The sequence below is a fragment of the Streptomyces sp. NBRC 110028 genome, assembly GCF_001417735.1.
Taxonomy (GTDB): Bacteria; Actinomycetota; Actinomycetes; order Streptomycetales; family Streptomycetaceae; genus Streptomyces.
This window is the reverse complement of the sequence record NZ_BBUZ01000023.1, coordinates 736,722-753,582: the sequence shown is the minus strand read 5'-3', so window position 1 is coordinate 753,582 and position 16,861 is coordinate 736,722. Positions and strand designations below refer to the sequence as shown.

The following is a 16,861-nucleotide window of genomic DNA, read 5'->3' as shown; positions in this document are numbered from 1 at the left end:
GGCTGTGACGGTCGCGTTTCGGGGGAATCGGCTTGCCGGTGAAGCCACCGTGCATGGAAAATGCATGCATGGTGGCTCTGCAGATCCGGGACGTACCGGACGAGGTGCGCGACATACTGGCCGACCGGGCGCGCCAGCTCGGCCAGTCCCTCCAGGGGTATCTCCTGGAACTGGTCAAGAACGAGGCGGAACGGGCGGGCAACATCGCGTTGCTCCAGCGGTTCGAGGACCGTGACGACGGTGCCGCGAGCACCATGGCGGAGACCGTGCGCGAGCGGGACGCGGAGCGGGACGCGCGTGATGCCGGGCTCGGCCTCCCGCCGGACGGGCCGGGGGCGGCTGCGTGATCATCGTGGACGCGAGCGTGCTCACCGAGGCGCTCACGGGAGACGGGGCCGCCGGGAAGGCGGCCCGCGCGCGTCTCGCTCAGGACCCGCACTGGGCCGCGCCCAGCCATCTCGTCGTGGAGACCTTCCACGCCGTACGCGGCCGGTTCCTCGGCGGGAAGATCAGCTCGGCCCGTGCCGAGGACGCCGTGGCGGCCCTGACCGGAGCGTCGATCGAGGCGATCGGCATCCAGCCGCTGCTCATACGGATGTGGGAGCTGCGCGGCAACGTCTCCGGCTACGACGGCGCGTACATCGCCGCCGCCGAGGCGTACCGGGCGTCCCTGATCACCGGCGACGCCCGGCTGAGCCGCTGTACCGTGGCGCGCTGCGCGATCGAAGTGATCGGCTGAGCGGACCCCGGCGAGCGGGCGAACAGGGACGGACGCCACGCGGCACCCCCGTGGTCGCGCGGCGGCCGTCCCGGATCAGTGGAGGCCGTGGTCCGGGTGGCCCGGTGAGGCGGGCCGGAACGGCGGAGCCGTCGGCGGAGGGGGACACCGCGGGCATCGCCCCGGGGGAGGGAGGCGGTGGGGTTCCGGAGCGGTCCGCCCGGCTCACCCAGGACAGTAGGCGCAGGCGGCGGGGGCGGCGAGGAACGAACTGCACAGTGACGGCGCCGCACGGTTGCCGTTCGAACGGTGACCGGCGGGCGGGCGGTTCAGAGGCCGCCCAACGCCCGCGTCGCCAGCCACAGTTCGTACTTCGCGCTCGGCGCGCTCAGCAGCGAACGCCCCAGCGCGTCTTCGGCCCTCGTCAGCCGCTTACGGGCCCCGGGCAGCGAGATCCCGAGCGCGGAGGCGGCCGCGGGCAGCCGGGCGTCGGCGCGCAGCCACGCCCGTACGCTCTCGGAAACCGCCGTCAGGTTCGCCTGATCCAGCGGCCGCAGCTGGGCCCGAGCCCAGATCGCGGCGGTGGGCGTGGAGAGCACACCGTCGAGGGTGGCGGGGTGCCCGGCCGGGGCCGTGCCGCGGGGCGCCTGGTGCAGCCGCAGCGCGAGCCAGGCGGCCGACTGGGCGGCCAGGTCGCGGCTGACGTCCACGCCGAGCAGGCCGTCGATGTGGCGCAGCCGCGCGGCCAGCGTATTGCGGTGGATCTTGAGGTGGCGGGTGGCCGCGCTGCCGAAGCTGAGCCAGGAGCCGAGGGTGCCCAGCAGTTCCGCCGGGCCGGGGTCGGCGCGGCGGGTCGGCGCGTACTCCAGGCACGGCGCCAGCAGTGCGCTCGCCCAGGCGTGCCCCTCCGGGCTCGCCAGCACCGTCACATCGCTGTGCCCGCCGAAACCGGCGGACCGCCCGGGTGCGTTACGGGCCACCGCCAGCGCGTGGAACGCCTGCTCGTAGCCGACCGGGGCGTCCCGCAGCGCGACCTCCGCGCTCACCCCGACCCGGACTTCCGTCTCCTGCCGCGTGATCAGCCGGTCCAGCGGTTCGCCGTCCGGCGCGACCGGCTCCCCCTGGGCCGGGACCAGCGAGATCAGGTGGTTGGGGCGCACCGGACACGGCACCAGCCACGCCCGGCCGCGCACCGAATCGTGGATCCGCCCCGCGATCTCACGCCGCCGGTGGACCGGGCACTCGATCACATACACCTGGAGCACGGTGGGCAGCGCCGGGCGCAGCGCGGCGGCGATCCGCTGCGCCGCGGGCACGCTGCCGGACATGAGCAGGTGCAGCACCGCCTCCCGGCTGTACGCCTCGGCCGTCTCGACGCGGCGGCGCGCCCGTTCGGCCTCCTCGACCCGCCAGCTCAGGCCGAGGGTGCGGGACGCGTCGGCGAGCAGCGGCCCGCAGCGCGGCGCGGAGGGCGCGACGACCGCCAGATACGGCGCCGGGTCCCGGGGCTCGGTGGGCCCGAGCGCGACCAGGTGCACCGGGCGCGCCTCGCCCCCGCCGAGCACCCCGGACGGCACGCCGCGCCGGTGCAGTTCGACGGCCGCCTCGGCGGCGAGCCGCCGCAGCGACGCGGGCGGCGGCGGGTCGTCCGCCGTGGCCAGTACGGAACCGTCGGCTCCGATGAGCATGGCGGGGCCGCCGGTGCGCCGGGTGAGCCAGTCGAGCATGACGCGTACCGCCCCGCGCCGGGCGGCGAGCCGGGCGAGGGCGAGTACGTCGTCGGCGCGTTCGGCTCGCGCGTCGGAGGGCGAAGCTGCCATGAACCGCACCTTAGTACCCCTACTCCGGCGCTGGTGAGGGCCCTTTCGGCGGCCCATTAGGGTCTACGTCGTGTCCGCTGTCATCACCGCCATGATCACCGCCGTCGTCGGTGTCCTCGGCACGCTCTTCGCGCCGCTGCTGCACCAGAGGTTGACGGCGCGTCAGCGCGCGGAGGAGGCCGTCGCCGAGGAGCGGCGCCGCGGTTTCGAGGAGCGCCGGGCCGCCTACACCGCCATGAACCGTGCCTCCCGGCAGTTCCACACCCTCCTCAAGGACGCGCTGCACCGCATCCGGGACGGCGTCTACACGGACGACGACCGCGACGGGCTGGAGGAGGCCCGGCGCGACTACCGGGACCAGTACGCCGAGGCGCAGATGATCGTCCCCGAGCGGGTGCTCGCCGCGTCCCGCGACCTGAACACGGTCCTCGCCGGGATCGACGCGATGGCCAAGCGCATCGACCGGGGCGTGGCACGGGAGGGGGAGACCGCCGCGGTCGCCCTGCTCGAACTGAAGGACGCCGAGCCCCTGCTGGCGGCGATGCGGCGGATCATGCGGGAGGACCTGGGGCTCACGGACTGACACGCCCTTGCCCCCGGGTGATGGACTGGCCTCGCGGCCCAGGCGAGGGTGATTCCCGTACATCCGTCGCGAACCGGTCGGTCGCGGACCGGCCGCCGTGGAACCACGGGAGGAACCCTTGCCCGCTGCCTACGCCATCGCCCATCTGCGGGAGAGCAGACCGCACCCCGACGTCATCGAGTACCTGGAGCGCATCCAGGCCACGCTCGACCCTTTCCAAGGCCGCTTCGTCATTCACGGGGGCCGCTTGGAGGTGATCGAGGGGACGTGGCCGGGTGACGTGGTCCTGATCGGGTTCCCGGACGCGGGGCGCGCCCGGGAGTGGTACGCGTCGCCCGCGTACCAGGAGATCCTGCCGCTGCGGACGAACCACATCGAGGGGGACGTGATCCTCGTGGAGGGCGTGGGTCCGGATTACGACCCGGTCCAGCGCGCCGACGCACTCCGCGCGGCCGACCCCGGGTACTCGGCCGGAGGCTAGGCGAGCCCCGCGCCGGGGGGCGCCCCGCGACACATGGGGCGCCCCCGGCCTGCGGCTCAGCGGCCCACCGCGTATCCCTGGGCGCCCCGGGGGTTGGCCCCGGCCAGCAGCACTCCCGTCTCCGGGTCGCGCGCCACCGCGCACAGCCGCCCCTCCGACCAGGCCCCGCCCACCACCACGTCGTGGCCGCGCCGACGGAGCGCGCGGACCGTGTCCTCACCGGCCCGCGACTCGATCACGACCCGCCCCGCCGTCATCGCGCGGGGGTGGAAGGAGCCGGGGAAGCTCTCCTGGTGCCAGTTGGGCGCGTCGATGGCCCCCTGGAGGTCGAGCCCGGAGCGCACGGCGGCGGCGCCGCGCAGCGCGACATGGAGGAAGAAGTGCAGGCTCCACTGGTCCTGCTGGTCGCCGCCCGGGGTGCCGAAGGCGAGGACCGGGGTGTCGCCGCGCAGCGCGAGCGAGGGGGAGAGGGTGGTGCGCGGGCGGCGCCCGGGGGTCAGGGAGTTGGGCAGGCCGGGGTCCAGCCAGGCCATCTGGAGCCGGGTGCCGAGCGGGAAGCCGAGCGCGGGGATGGCGGGGTTGGACTGCAGCCAGCCGCCGCTGGGGGTGGCGGCGACCATGTTGCCCCAGCGGTCGACGATGTCGAGGTGGCAGGTGTCGCCCCGGGTGACGCCGTCCGGGCCGACGGCGGGCTCCGCGCCGACGGCCGGTTCCCCGCCGGTGGTCGGCGCGCCGCCGACGGTCGGCTCTCCGCCGCCGGGCCCGGCGGCGGGGCCGGTGCCGCCGGACGCCGACCGGGCGACGGCGGCCAGCGCCTGCCGGCTCAGCCGGGGTTCGCGGCCGCCGGGGTGCCCCGGGCGCAGCTCGTGCGAGGCGTGCTCGCCCACCAGCGCCCGCCGTTCCTCGGCGTACGGGCGGGAGAGGAGGTCCGTGAGCGGTACGTCGGCGGCGTCCCCGTACCAGGCCTCCCGGTCGGCCATGGCCAGTTTGCCGCCCTCGATCAGGGTGTGCAGCAGACCGGGCGTGCCCAGGTCGGCGGCGGCCAGGCCGTCCGGCAGCAGGGCGAGTTGCTGGAGGAGGACCGGCCCCTGGCTCCAGGGCCCGGCCTTGCACACGGTCCAGCCGTTCCAGTCGTACCGGGCGGGTTCCTCGTACGTGGCCTCGAATCCGGCGAGGTCGTCCCCGGTGAGGGTGCCCGCGTGGCGTTCCCCGGAGGAGTCCATGGCGGGCCGGGCCGCGGCGGCGGCCAGCTCCTCGGCGACGAAGCCCTCGCGCCACACCCGGCGGGCCGCGTCGATCTGCGCCTCCCGGCCCGCCCCGGCCGCCTCGGCCTCGGCGACGATCCGCCGCCAGGTGGCGGCCAGCGCGGGGTTGGTGAGCAGCCGCCCGGGGACGGGCGGCCGTCCGCCCTGCAGATACAGCTCGGCGGACGTCGTCCACTCCGTCTCGAACAGCTCCCGTACGGTCTCCACCGTCTCGCCGATCCGCTCGACCGCGGGATGGCCGTGCTCGGCGTACCCGATCGCGTAGCGCAGCACCTCGGCGAGGTGCCGCGTGCCGTGGTCGCGCAGCAGCAGCATCCAGGCGTCGAACGCGCCGGGGACGGCCGCGGCCAGCGGGCCGGTGCCGGGCACCAGGTCCAGGCCGAGCCCGGTGTAGTGGTCGATGGTGGCCCCGGCGGGCGCCGGGCCCTGCCCGCACAGCACGGTCGGCGGGGAGCCCGCGGGGGCGAGGATCATCGGCACCTCACCGGCGGGCCCGTTCAGGTGCGGCTCGACGACCTGCAGGACGAACCCGGCGGCGACGGCCGCGTCGAAGGCGTTGCCGCCGTCCTCCAGGACGGCCATGGCGGACTGCGAGGCCAGCCAGTGCGTGGACGACACCATGCCGTAGGTGCCCTGGAGGGTGGGCCGGGTGGTGAACATGCAGCTCCCTGGGGTGCGGGGAAGAGGGCGGCCGAGGTGCGGCCCAGCATCGCGCACCACCCGCTCAGTGGTCCACGGTGCGTCGATCACACCCCGAGGGTGTGCCTCAGGATCGCGTCGGCGAGCGGGCCCAGCACCTGGCGGGGCAGGGCGTGGCCCATGCCGGGGATCTCCACGAGCCGGGCGCCGTGGATGACCTGGACCAGATGCTGCGGATGCGGCGGCGGGAACACCGGCTCGGCGGTGGCCGCGACGACGAGCGTGGGCACCTCGGTCGCGGCGAGGGCTTCGGTGCGCACCAGCCCGGACTGATCGGCGCGGGCGTGGGCGCCGGAGGTGTCGTAGCGCCCGGTGTGCTCGATGATCCGGCGCTCCAGCTCCCGGAACCACTCGGCGTCGAAGGGAATCTGGTCCCCGTTCAGCAGCTTCCAGTGCCTGACCCGCCGGTCGAGTTCGGCTTCCGGCCCGTGGTCCTCCACCGGCCGGGCCCACTCCTCCAGGATCCGCGGATCCACCCCGGGCAGTTCCTCGGCGGGGACGCGGGTCCCGTCGGGCGCGACGTACGGGGTGGTGCTGCACGCGCTGGTGCCCAGGAGCGTGGCACTCAGCACCCGGTCCGGGTGGTCGGCGAGGACGAGTTGGGTGAGCAGGCCGCCCATCGACATCCCGACCAGGTGCGCCCGCTCGACGCCCAGCCCGTCCAGCACCGCGACGACGTCCTCGGCCAGATCGGCGAGGCGGTAGGGGGCCTGCTCGTACGACCAGGTGGAGCGGCCGGTGTCGCGGTGGTCGTAGCGGATGACGCGGTGACGCTCGGCCAGCGCCTCCACCAGCGGCTCGGGCCACCCCAGGCCGGAGGCCTGCGCCCCCATGACCAGCAGCAGCGCCGGGGCCTCTGCGTCCCCGCGCGCTTCGGTCCACAACCGCACCCCGGCGGCGGCTTCGACATAGGCGGTGTGCGGGGGTGTGTGCATGGGCGTGACCCTCTCGACGTGGCACGGCAGTGGAAGCGCTGAACGAGACGTATCGTCTCGTCAACGCCCGCGCGCCGTCAAGAGGGATTTCGCCGCAGGCAGAGCGGAGCCGGCTGACGGGCGGGCGGGGCGCTTCTACGCTGAGGGGATGAGCAGCCATGCGCCGAAGCCAACCCGCGTCATCCCCCTGCGCCCCGTCCCCGCGGCCAGGGAGCCACTGTGGCGGGACGTCGTCGGGGACGTGCTGCGGCGGGAGCGGCTGGCGCAGCGGCGCACGCTCAAGGACGTCGCCGACGCGGCGCGGATCTCGATGCCGTACCTCTCCGAGCTGGAGCGGGGCCGCAAGGAGGCTTCATCGGAAGTCCTCGCGGCCGCCGCTCGCGCCCTCGGCCTGGGGCTGGCCGATCTGCTCGCGCTGGCCCACCACGACATCATCCGGCTGACGGGGGCGCGGTCGGTCAGGACCGCGATCGCCGCCCCGCAGGCACGGCTGACGTCACATCAGGGCGAGGCCCGGCTGCGGCTCGCGGCCTAGCCTGCCCTTTCGTTCGAGGTCAGCTCCAGCGCTTCACGAAGTCGATCGCCGCGGAGTCGACCTCCTCGGGGTGCGAGGCGCTCAGGAAGTGCTGCCCGCCCTCGATGATTTCCAGGCGCGCCTCGGGGGAGTGGGCGAACATCCCGATCTCCTCTCGGGCGTTCGCCACGGAGTACACCTGGTCCGCGGTGCCGTGCAGCCACAGGACGGGGCAGCGGACCTCATCGAGCTTGCCGTGGAGCCCGTCGCGGTCGCGCAGGTTCACCGTGCTGAGACGCAGCCGGTGGCGCCCGGCGTCACCGGCGTAGTTCGCACGGTAGGCGGCGAGCCAGAACGCGCGTTCCTCGGCCGGGACGCCGCCCAGGGCCGTGTCGAAGACCGCGTCCACGACCTCGTCCGGCACGACCCAGTCCTCGCCGACCGGGTCGGCGAGGGCGTCGACGAGCGGCGTGTTGAACGCGACCCCGTCCCAGCACCCCAGGTCGCGGCTGCGCGGGCTCTCGAAGTCCATCGACGTGCCGAGCGGAATGACGCCCTTCACGACGTCCGGGGCGAGCAGCGCCATGCGCACCGCCACCCAGCCGCCCTGCGAGGTCCCCAGCACGAAGGCCTCGCGGATCCCGAGGGCCTGGAGGGCCTGGAGGTTCGCGATCGCGCTGTCCCAGAAGGTGAAGTGCGGGTACGAGGCCCTCGTGCGGCCGTGCCCGTAAGGCTCCAGGGCGAGCAGGTTGGCCGCGGACCCCAGCCCCGGGTCGGCGAACTGCGGCCGGTACAGCTCGGCCGAGGTGGTGTACGAGTTGATAAGGACCAGCGTCGGGAGCGCGGGGTCGTACGGCCTGGCGAGGGTGTACCCGACGGTCGACCCTCCCAGGTGGGGTATCTCGACGGTCTCCTCGATCTTGCTCATCAATTACTCCTCAGAAAATTCTTTCAGTATCGATGAATCAGTTCATTACGCGGTGCAGGGGCGCTTTGACCCGCAATACGATCAGCAACGCGGAGGCCAGCAACACGACGCCGGAGACGGTGAATACGGTGATGATGCCGCCCATGCCAAACATCACCCCGCCCGCGGCAGCTCCGCCCGCGATAGCGGACTGCACGCCGACCACCACGAGCCCGCCCGCGCTTTCCGCCTGGTCGGGCACCATGCGAGTGGCCCAGTTCGACCATGCCACCGACACGCCGCCAAAGGCCAAGCCCCAGAGGACCACCAGCGCCACGTACCCGACTCGCCCGGCGGGAAGGAGCGCCAAGCCCAGTGCCGCGACGCCCATCAGCGCCGGCGTCAGTACCAACGTCAGGCGCAGGCTGATTTCCAGAAGCCATCCGGCCACCAGCGTGCCCACGAGGTTCGCCACTCCGAAGAAGAACAACAGCAGCGCCAGCGCATCGACATCGACTTTCACCACGTTTTCCAGAGCGGGCCGGATATAGGTGAACAGCGCGTAGTGGCCGATGTGCACGAGCAGCATCCCCACAATGCCCACCCCGAAGCCCGGGCGTCGCAGCACCTCCCACAATGTGCTCAGCCGTGCCGAGGCCTGGGGCGCCATCCGGGGCAGCGCGAACAACTGGAACACCAGCGTCACCACTCCGAGCGCGGACGCCGCCAGGAAGGTGCTGCGCCAACCGGCCAGGTCGCCGAGGTAACTGCCCAGCGGCACCGCCACGATGGTCGCCACCGCGATGCCGCTGAAAATGATCGACACCGCACGCGGAACCAGCGCCGCGGGTACCAGCCGTATCGCCACCGCCGCCGCCATGCTCCAGAAGCCGCCGAGTGCGACACCCAGCAGGATCCGCATCAGCATCAGCACGGCCATGTTGGAGGCTACGGCCACCAGCAGATTGGAGACGATCAACAGGACGGTGAAGCCGAGCAACACGGTCCGTCGGTCGATCCTCCGGGTCAGGCTGGCCGTCAACAGCCCGGAAATCATGGCCGCCGCCGCGGTGACCGTCACCGCCTGCCCCGCCAGGGCTTTCGATACTCCGAGGTCGGCGGCCATCGGGGTCAGCAGGCTGGTCGGCAGATACTCCGCGGTCAGCAACCCGAACACACCGACCGCCAGCGAGAACACCGCGGCCCACGACGATGAGACCGGTTCGGGGGGTATCAGTTTCTCATCGGCCGCTTCGCGCGGGCCGGCATCGCGCACGGTGGCGCACGTATCGCTGCTCAACTGTTTACTGCTCCTGAATCGCATGAGAGGTTCAAGTCAAGGCTGCACGCGAAATTCAGGATGAGCTATGACAGGAAGTCCGCAATATTTGACCGAGAGTCCGGGCGGAGGGGGTGCGGGTCAGTTCGCCCTGTCGTCCGACCTCATCAGCGAGCTGCTGACCAGCATGCGGCTGCGCGGGGTTCGGTATCGCCGCGTCCATGTCGGCCCGCGGTTCGGCCTCACCTTCGACGCCAAGCCCGGACGTGCCTCTTTCCACTTCCTCGCCGTCGGCTCCGCCGTCCTGCGTACCGGGGACGGAACGGTCCATGAACTCTCGGCCGGAAACGCCGTATTCATGCCCCACGGCCAGTCCCATCAGCTGCTCTCCGGCCCGGACATACCGGTCCGGGGCATCGACAGTTTCGATGGGGTTTCCCTGGGCGACGCGGTGTGTGACGTGGATACCTGCCCGAGTGCCGACCCGACTCCCAGCGCGATCTTTTTCAGCGGCTCCATGGAGTTCGACCTCGGCGGAATGCAGGGCCTCGGCCGGCTGATGCCCGATGTCATGCTGGTCGATGCCGAGGGGAAGCGTTACCCCGGGCTCATGCCGATCCTCACATCCATGAGGCGCGAAGTCTGCTCCGCGCGCGTGGGCTTCGCCGGGATCCTCGCCCGTCTGGCCGAAGTGGCGGCGGCCATGATCGTGCGGGGCTGGATCGAATGCGGTTGCGACAACAGCTCCGGCCTCGTGGCCGCGTTGCGCGACCCCCGCCTGGCCCGCGCCATCCTGGCCCTGCACCGGCAGCCCGGGCATCATTGGACGGTGGCGGAGCTGGCAGCGGAATGCAATGTCTCCCGGTCGGTCTTCGCGGACCGATTCCACACCACGATCGGCATGCCGCCGCTCCGTTACGCCACGGAGCTGCGGATGCTCCTGGCCAGCCAGTGGCTGGCCCAGGACACCTTGCCGGTCCAGTCCGTGGCGCAACGCCTCGGCTACACCTCGCAGGCCGCTTTCACCCGTGCCTTCAAACGCGTCACCGGCCAGCCGCCCGGCGCCAGCAGAGACGCCGCACGTTCGAAGGCCACGGAGAGTCCGCCGTAGCCGGCTAGCCGGTCAAGGCGTCACGCGGCGCGGACCAGCCGCCGGGACAGCACCTCGTCGGCCAGCCCGTACGTCACCGCCTCCCGCGCCGTGAACACCTTGTCGCGGTCCATGTCCGCGCGCAGCGTCGCCACGTCGTGCGGGGTGTGCCGGGACAGCACCTCCTCGACCTGGGCCCGGATGCGCAGCATCTCCTTGGCCTGGAGGCTCAGGTCGGACACCGTGCCGCGCGCCCCGCCGGTCGCGGGCTGGCCCAGCAGGACCCGGGAGTGTTCGAGGACGAAGCGCCGCCCGGGGTCGCCCCCGGCCAGCAGCACCGCCGCGGTCGAGGCCGCCTGGCCGACGCAGAACGTCGAGATCGGGGCGGTCACGAAGGTCATCGTGTCGTAGATCGCCATGAGCGAGGTGTACGAGCCGCCCGGCGAGTTGATGTAGATCGCGATCTCCTGCTCGGGACCGGCCGACTCCAGGTGGAGGAGTTGCGCGATGACGACGTTGGCGACACCGTCGTCGATCTCCGTGCCCAGGAAGATGATCCGCTCCGACAGCAGCCGGCTGTAGATGTCGTACGCGCGCTCGCCCTGCGTGGTGCGCTCGACGACGGTCGGAATCGTGTACTGGCTCATGTCCTCAGATCCCCATCCGCCGTCGCGAACCGCCCGGGCGCACATCGCTCAGCGACTCCACGATGTGGTCGACCATCCCGTACTCCTTCGCCTGCTCGGGCGTGAAGAACCGGTCCCGGTCGCCGTCGCGGGAGATCGTCTCCCGGGTCTGGCCGGTGTGCTCGGCGATGATGCGCTCGATGGCCTGCTTGGTGAACTCCAGGTTCTCGGCCTGGATCGCGATGTCGGCGGTCGTCCCGCCGATGCCGGCCGACGGCTGGTGCATCATGATCCGCGCGTTGGGCAGCGCGTACCGCTTGCCCGCCGTCCCGACCGTGAGCAGGAACTGCCCCATGCTCGCCGCGAAGCCCATGGCGAGGGTCGCGACGTCGTTGGGGATCAGCCGCATCGTGTCGTAGATCGCCAGCCCGGCCGTCACCGAGCCGCCGGGGCTGTTGATGTAGAGGCTGATGTCGGTGCGCGGGTCCTCCGCCGACAGCAGGAGGAGCTGTGCGCAGACCCGGTTCGCGGAGACCTCGTCGACCTGGGTGCCGAGGAAGACGATCCGCTGGGTGAGGAGTTGCGCGGCCAGGTGGTCGTCGAAGCGTGAGGGCGGCGTATCGCCCTCGTCGGCGCGGGGGCTGAGGGCCGGGTCCCAGCCGGTGAGGGGTGTGGGCATCGGGCCTCCCGTGGTGTCCCGCGGCGGCCTTCGCCGCGGTCACTTCACTGTCGGTCCGCACCGGCCCCGGGGGCAGGTTTCTCTGCCCGCGGCAAATCCGCCGTCAGCAGAGGGCGCGGCGGCGGATCAGCACACGTCGCGGACGTATCCGTCGTCGTCCGGGGTGGAGACGTCCCGGTCGCGGCGTACGACGGACAGCCGGTCACCGAAGCCGTCGCACGCCTTCGCCATCCCCTTGTCCTCGTACTCGACGACGACCACCCGGTTCCGGTACGGCTTCGCGAACGCCCCGCACTCGTCGTATCTGCCGCACTCCTCGACGACCGCGAAGTCCAGCCCGGTCTGCGCGCGGCGCGCGGCGAGCGGCCCGGTGTTCTTCTGCGCGATCGCGAGCCCCAGGTCGTGGGCGCGCCGCGCCAGCAGGGACACGTACGCCGTGGCCTGGTCGGCGGTCAGCAGGCCGGGCCAGCGGGTGAACGTGTCGAGGTTGTCGGGCTCGACGGCGTCGAATCCCTTGTCGGCGCAGCTCTCGATCCACGCCCCGACCCTCTCGGCCGCCTCCTCGCGCTTCGCGGCCGTGGTGATGTCGAGCACCGCCTCCCCGTCCCACTCGGGGTCGTTGACGACCTCGCCACTCTTGTCGTGCAACAGCAGCCGCGACGGCCACTTCTCGCCCGGCTGGGTCTGAAAGGCGTTGACGTAACAGACGTTGTACAGCCCGGGTGCCGGATCGTCCGCACGGTCCCGGCTCACGATCCGGACGCCCTCGGGCGGCGGGTAGGCGCCACCGATCTGGTAGTCCCAGGCGGCCCCGACCGGCGGCAGCTTGACGTCGGCCGCTCCGGTGTCCTTCGTGGAGGAGCCGCACCCGGGCAGTACGGACATGACCAGGGCGGCGAGGGCCGACGCGACCGCGGTCCGGGCGCGCGCGGCGGGGAAGTGGTTCATGCTCCTGCCCCCTGTGCCACTCGGGCCTTGCCGCGGAAGACCTGTTCCGTGTGCCAGGCGATGTTCTCCGGCGCGACCGTCGCGCTGCCGCGCTGCGGCCCGATGAGCGAACGGTCCACCAGGTCCAGCACCTGCGTCCGGGCCGCCTCGCCGCGGCCGGTGAACTCCCGGGAGACGATGACGCGCCGCCCGCCGTCCAGGCCCAGCACCCCCCGGTCGAACAGCTTGTGGTGCAGGGAGCACAGGCACAGCGCGTTGGAGAGGTCGTCCGCGCCCCGGAAGGCCCACCACCGCACATGCGCGGCCTCCAGTCCCACCGGCACCCGGCCGATCGCCCCGTCGAACCCGCAGAACGCGCACCGGTACTCGTAGGCGACCAGCACCTGCCGCCGCAGCTCGGCCGCGCGCCGCCGGTCGCGTGCCGTCACGGTCGCGACCACCGAGCCGTCCGCCGACTCCAGGTCGAGCCCGACCGCGGCGGCGATGTCGGTGTGGAGCGAGGGAGGGAAGTGCGTGTCCAGCAGAACGTGCGCCAGCCGCCCCAGCAGTTCCGGCTCGGCGGACAGCGCGGACCGCAACTCCGGCACCAGCCGCCCCTCCGCGCCGCTCTCCCGCAACCGCCCCACACCCGACCCGGGGCTGGAACCGCCGTCGGCGGTGCGCACCTCCCACACCCCGTCATTCGTCAGGTGGTGGAAGGGGTACGAGGGCGAGGTGTCGTGCGGCGGCCCGTAGTCCCGCAGCAGGTCCTTCAGGTCCCGCTCGACGTCCGAGTAGCGGAGCCCCTGATCGGGCCCCTGCTGGAATCGCCCCAGGGCGTACAGCATCAGCAGCGGCTTGTGCGGTGCGCGTAACCCCTTGTGGGTCCACTGCCGCAGGTTGCCGACGCGTTCGATCCAGTCCATGTGACGGACTGTATGGCGGCCGGGTGCCGCGTGGACGCGGCGGGTCACCGGCCCCAGATCTCGCGGTACGCCTGCCGGTAGCCCTCGGAGTCCCAGGACAGGGCGCCGCCGCTGTTGGCGGCGGTGGTGATGTGGACGGGGGCGACGTATCCGCTGGCGGGGCTGCCCGCGAAGGCGCGGTTGAACTCGTCGACGATCTGCCAGCCCTGTTCGGACAGCGGCTCGGGCACGGTGGCGGCCTGGTACCGCTTGCTGTTGATGCGCTCGAAGGCCGACGGGTCGCCGTCACCGGCGCCGATGGTGTACGGGGCGCCCGCGCCGTCCTTGTCCGCGGCGCGCAGCGCGGGGGCGGTGTGCTGCAAGTACAGGTCGTTGATGGCGGCGGAGTAGGTCCACTTGTCGCCGTAGCGGGCGAGCAGCGAGCGGACAGCCCCGATGGCGCGGCGGTTGACCTCGGGTATCGGGATGTTCTGGTAGCTCAGCAGCTTGACGTCGGAGCAGGTGGCGAGTTCCTTCTTGATCAGGTCCGACTTGCGCTTGGCGGACGGCACCGTGGCGTCGGTGAACAGGACGACCCCCGCGTGGCCGTCCGACCGGGCGATGATCCAGTCGGCGCTGATCCTCGCGACGTCCTCGACCCGGGAGGTGACGTTGCTGAAGAGTTCCGGCTTCTCGCTGGGGCGGGGGCGTCGGCGGCGTGCCAGCCGATCAGCGGAATGCCCGCCGCCTTGGCCTCCTCGGCCTCGTCGGCGGCGGTCGCGGGGTCGAAGCCGCCGATGACGATGCCGTCCGGCTTGAGGTCGAGGGCCTGCTTGAAGGCGGACCGGATACCGCTCGGCGTGCCCTGCCCGCCCAGGGTGCGGGCGTTCCAGCCGAGCAGCTTGGCGGACGCCTCATGTGGGACGACGTGGTCGAAGGAGCCCTCGGCGGCCTCGTCATCGTGGACACCCGCCGCCTGGACGACTGCTACGCGGCCGTCGACTACTTCGAGCACAAGGACATCCCCTTCGCCGTCGCCGTCGCCGTCGCCGTCGCGGTCAACGCCTTCGACGGCGAGGTCGAGCACGACCTGGACGAGGTGCGCTGGGCGCTGGACGTCTCCGAGCACATCCCGCTCACCGTCTTCGACGCCCGCGAGACGGGCTCCGTCCGCGACGCGCTGCTGGTCGTCCTGGACGTGGCCCTGGCCCGCGCCACATCCGCCGAACCGGCCTGACCCTCAGAGGGCGGCGCCCCGGCCGGGCGTGGGTATGTCCACGCCGAGCGCGCCGAGCACATGGTCGAGGAGGTCTCCGGAGGCGAACTCCGAGACCCACTCGGCGAACCGCCGGGTGCGCTCGGCCAGCTCCTCCCCATCGCTGTCACCCGTCGGTGTGATCCCGAAGTTCTGGTGCAGCCACGCCAGATACCGCCGGCGTGCGGGGGCGACCCGGTCACGGTCCTCGGGGTCCTCCGCCTCGGCGGCGAGCAGCCGGAACAGCCCGCGCAGATCGCACGCCTCGACCCGGAGGTCACCCTCGTCACCGAAGCAGATGACGGGCAGCGTGGCGAGGTCGGCGCGGTCGTCACAGCGCCACAGGGCGTAGTACGAGCCGGAGCCCGTGGCGTAGGCGAAGGGGATGAGCCGGTCCAGATACGCGTCGGGCGCGTCGCCGCAGAACCAGTCCAGGTCGTCGTTGTACGCGAACATCTCGAAGCCGGGTGCGAAGAACTGCCCTCCGAGGCTGTCCTCGAACTCCTTGAGCGCGTTCAGTTCGGGGATGGGAGAGTACGCGTCGCTCATGGGAGCGCACAGTAGCCCCGGGGTCTGACACCGCCCGCTCAGGGCCGGTGCGCGACGTGGCGGTAGGGTGCGAGGCAGGGTGTCGATGAGATAAGTGGGTCCGATGCGGTTCAGGTCATGGAGGTCTTGGAGTAAAAGGGCCCGCCTCATCTCCGGGGTGTGCGTCGCGGCGGGAATCGCGGCCGCGATCGCCTCGTATTTCCTGTTCTTTTCCAAGACCTCCGTGGAGCCCGGGCCCTTTGCCGGAAATCCGAAATGCGCGGATGTCATTTCCCGGGCCCCCGAGACCGTGCTGTCGAAGCACCGCGACGACGTCACCGGGAAGGGCGTCGCCGCCTGGGGAGACGGCTCGGTCGTCCTGCGCTGCGGGGTCACACCGCTGCGGCCGACGACCAATCTGTGCGTGACCGTCAACGGCGTCGACTGGGTGCTCGACGAGCAGCGGAAACAGAAGGACGGGGTGCACGTCCTGACGACATACGGCCGTGATCCCGCCGTCGAGGTGACCGTCGAGGGCGATGGAGCCAAGGCCGGAGACGCTTTGATCGACCTGAATCGGGCCGTCCGAGAAATTCCCCAGAAGTCGAAATGCCTCTCCTTGGGCGACACGCTCTGAGTTTGACGATCGGTGCGGGGCACGAGCTGGGCCGACACCAGCCAGCGGTACGCCCAGGGCCGCCGGTCGCCCCGGGGCACGGCGGCCCGGGGCGTCATCCGAGGGGCGCGTGCTCGCCGTGCACCCGCTCGCGAAAGGCGAGGATCGCCTGTGTGACGTCGTCGAGATGCGTTTCCAGCAGAAAATGCCCACCGTCGAGGAGAAGGATCTCGGCATCGGGCGCGTCGCGGCGGAAGGCCTCCGCGCCGGCGGGGCCGAAGATCTCGTCGTTGCGGCCCCAGACCGCGAGAACCGGAACGCGGCGGGAGCGCAGCCACTCGTGCACGGCCGGGTACAGAGCACGGTTGGTGGCGTAGTCGCCGAACAGCGCGAGCTGCGCGCGGTCCACTCCCGGACGGGCCAGCAGGGCCAGGTCGTGCTCCCAGGCATCGGGGTCGACCAGGGTGGGATCGGCCACCCCGTGGGTGTACTGCCACTCGACGGCCTCGCGCCCGAGGGCGTCCCGCAGCTCCGCCTCGTGCTCAGCGCTGCGATCGGCCCCGTAGGCCCAGATCGGCGCCCAGAACTCGGGGACGAAGCCCTCCTCGTAGGCGTTGCCGCTCTGCGAGACGACGGCGACCACGGCATCCGGATCCGCCAGCGCGAGCCGCCAGCCGACGGGCGCCCCGTAGTCCTGGACGTAGATCGCGTAGCGGTCCACGTCGATCGTGGCCAGGAAGTGGCGGGTGACCTCGGCGAGCGCGTCGAAGGTGTAGGGGAACTCGTCGACGCCCGGCGCCGACGACCTCCCGAAGCCGATGTGGTCGGGCGCGATCACCCGGTAGGGGCCGGCCAGGGCCGGGATGAGGTGGCGGAACATGTGCGAGCTGGTCGGGTACCCGTGCAGCAGCAACAGGACCGGAGCGTCCGCCGGTCCGGCCTCGCGGTAGAAGACCGTCAGCCCGTCGACCCCAACGGTGCGGTGATGAACAGCGACCATGAAGATAACCTCTTAAATCAATTTAACTGGTTAG

18 protein-coding genes and 2 pseudogenes are annotated in these 16,861 nt (G+C 72.0%); 8 read left to right on the top strand and 12 right to left on the bottom strand.

Translation table 11 applies throughout. The annotated features are described in order from the left end of the window. The first annotated feature begins 68 nt into the window (after positions 1 to 68). Both ASC60_RS08475 and ASC60_RS08470 read left to right on the top strand, forming a co-directional pair. Positions 69 to 347, top strand: coding sequence for a hypothetical protein (locus ASC60_RS08475; RefSeq protein ID WP_055548406.1), 279 nt, complete (start codon positions 69 to 71; stop codon positions 345 to 347). Next, positions 344 to 739, top strand: a complete 396-nt coding sequence (locus ASC60_RS08470) for a type II toxin-antitoxin system VapC family toxin (RefSeq protein ID WP_055548404.1) — start codon at positions 344 to 346, stop codon at positions 737 to 739. The genes ASC60_RS08475 and ASC60_RS08470 overlap by 4 nt, the downstream gene beginning before the upstream one ends. Positions 740 to 1,047: 308 nt before the next feature. Here ASC60_RS08470 and ASC60_RS43690 read toward each other — a convergent pair whose 3' ends face one another. Next, complete coding sequence (locus ASC60_RS43690; protein ID WP_055548402.1) at positions 1,048 to 2,538, bottom strand: CdaR family transcriptional regulator; 1,491 nt, start codon at positions 2,536 to 2,538, stop codon at positions 1,048 to 1,050. Positions 2,539 to 2,608: 70 nt separating this feature from the next. Here ASC60_RS43690 and ASC60_RS08460 point away from each other — a divergent pair, with 70 nt between their 5' ends. Then, on the top strand, positions 2,609 to 3,121 hold the full coding sequence (locus ASC60_RS08460; protein WP_055548400.1) for a hypothetical protein: 513 nt from the start codon (positions 2,609 to 2,611) through the stop codon (positions 3,119 to 3,121). A 118-nt stretch (positions 3,122 to 3,239) separates the two neighbouring features. Next, positions 3,240 to 3,602 carry a DUF1330 domain-containing protein gene (locus ASC60_RS08455; RefSeq protein ID WP_055548398.1) on the top strand — a complete coding sequence of 121 codons (363 nt, stop codon included), beginning with the start codon at positions 3,240 to 3,242 and terminating at the stop codon, positions 3,600 to 3,602. Positions 3,603 to 3,658: 56 nt separating this feature from the next. Here ASC60_RS08455 and ASC60_RS08450 read toward each other — a convergent pair whose 3' ends face one another. After that, a complete protein-coding gene (locus ASC60_RS08450; RefSeq protein ID WP_055548396.1) occupies positions 3,659 to 5,527 on the bottom strand; it encodes a gamma-glutamyltransferase family protein in 1,869 nt (622 codons plus the stop codon). An 86-nt stretch (positions 5,528 to 5,613) separates the two neighbouring features. Further along, on the bottom strand, positions 5,614 to 6,501 hold the full coding sequence (locus tag ASC60_RS08445; RefSeq protein ID WP_055548394.1) for an alpha/beta fold hydrolase: 888 nt from the start codon (positions 6,499 to 6,501) through the stop codon (positions 5,614 to 5,616). Between the two features lie 148 nt (positions 6,502 to 6,649). On the opposite strand from ASC60_RS08445, the gene ASC60_RS08440 reads away from it, so the two are divergent. Continuing rightward, complete coding sequence (locus ASC60_RS08440; protein ID WP_055548392.1) at positions 6,650 to 7,036, top strand: helix-turn-helix domain-containing protein; 387 nt, start codon at positions 6,650 to 6,652, stop codon at positions 7,034 to 7,036. Positions 7,037 to 7,055: 19 nt separating this feature from the next. On the opposite strand, the gene ASC60_RS08435 is transcribed toward ASC60_RS08440, so the two are convergent. Both ASC60_RS08435 and ASC60_RS08430 read right to left on the bottom strand, forming a co-directional pair. Continuing rightward, entirely contained in the window at positions 7,056 to 7,943 is an 888-nt protein-coding gene (locus ASC60_RS08435) for an alpha/beta fold hydrolase (RefSeq protein ID WP_055548390.1), read from the bottom strand. A gap of 37 nt (positions 7,944 to 7,980) precedes the next feature. Continuing rightward, a complete protein-coding gene (locus ASC60_RS08430; protein ID WP_199830893.1) occupies positions 7,981 to 9,222 on the bottom strand; it encodes an MFS transporter in 1,242 nt (413 codons plus the stop codon). A 67-nt stretch (positions 9,223 to 9,289) separates the two neighbouring features. Here ASC60_RS08430 and ASC60_RS08425 point away from each other — a divergent pair, with 67 nt between their 5' ends. Then, positions 9,290 to 10,312, top strand: a complete 1,023-nt coding sequence (locus ASC60_RS08425) for an AraC family transcriptional regulator (protein ID WP_055548388.1) — start codon at positions 9,290 to 9,292, stop codon at positions 10,310 to 10,312. A 20-nt stretch (positions 10,313 to 10,332) separates the two neighbouring features. Here ASC60_RS08425 and ASC60_RS08420 read toward each other — a convergent pair whose 3' ends face one another. The 5 genes and pseudogenes from ASC60_RS08420 to ASC60_RS08400 form a co-directional block, all read right to left on the bottom strand. Beyond that, entirely contained in the window at positions 10,333 to 10,938 is a 606-nt protein-coding gene (locus ASC60_RS08420; RefSeq protein ID WP_055548386.1) for a ClpP family protease, read from the bottom strand. Positions 10,939 to 10,942: 4 nt separating this feature from the next. Then, a complete protein-coding gene (locus ASC60_RS08415) occupies positions 10,943 to 11,596 on the bottom strand; it encodes a ClpP family protease (protein ID WP_055548384.1) in 654 nt (217 codons plus the stop codon). Positions 11,597 to 11,722: 126 nt separating this feature from the next. Next, positions 11,723 to 12,544, bottom strand: coding sequence for an endo alpha-1,4 polygalactosaminidase (locus ASC60_RS08410; protein ID WP_055548382.1), 822 nt, complete (start codon positions 12,542 to 12,544; stop codon positions 11,723 to 11,725). Next, complete coding sequence (locus ASC60_RS08405; protein ID WP_055548380.1) at positions 12,541 to 13,449, bottom strand: phosphorothioated DNA-binding restriction endonuclease; 909 nt, start codon at positions 13,447 to 13,449, stop codon at positions 12,541 to 12,543. Before ASC60_RS08405 ends, ASC60_RS08410 begins: the two co-directional genes overlap by 4 nt. A gap of 44 nt (positions 13,450 to 13,493) precedes the next feature. Further along, positions 13,494 to 14,335, bottom strand: a pseudogene (locus tag ASC60_RS08400) (substrate-binding domain-containing protein); the annotation flags it as partial. A 6-nt stretch (positions 14,336 to 14,341) separates the two neighbouring features. On the opposite strand from ASC60_RS08400, the pseudogene ASC60_RS08395 reads away from it, so the two are divergent. Further along, positions 14,342 to 14,665, top strand: a pseudogene (locus ASC60_RS08395) (ATP-binding protein); the annotation flags it as partial. 3 nt (positions 14,666 to 14,668) lie between these two features. Here ASC60_RS08395 and ASC60_RS08390 read toward each other — a convergent pair. After that, positions 14,669 to 15,232, bottom strand: coding sequence for a hypothetical protein (locus ASC60_RS08390; RefSeq protein WP_055548379.1), 564 nt, complete (start codon positions 15,230 to 15,232; stop codon positions 14,669 to 14,671). 157 nt (positions 15,233 to 15,389) lie between these two features. On the opposite strand from ASC60_RS08390, the gene ASC60_RS08385 reads away from it, so the two are divergent. Next, a complete protein-coding gene (locus ASC60_RS08385) occupies positions 15,390 to 15,848 on the top strand; it encodes a DUF3515 domain-containing protein (RefSeq protein WP_234356843.1) in 459 nt (152 codons plus the stop codon). A 94-nt stretch (positions 15,849 to 15,942) separates the two neighbouring features. Here ASC60_RS08385 and ASC60_RS08380 read toward each other — a convergent pair whose 3' ends face one another. Further along, entirely contained in the window at positions 15,943 to 16,827 is an 885-nt protein-coding gene (locus ASC60_RS08380; protein WP_055548375.1) for an alpha/beta fold hydrolase, read from the bottom strand. Between the last annotated feature and the right edge of the window lie 34 nt (positions 16,828 to 16,861).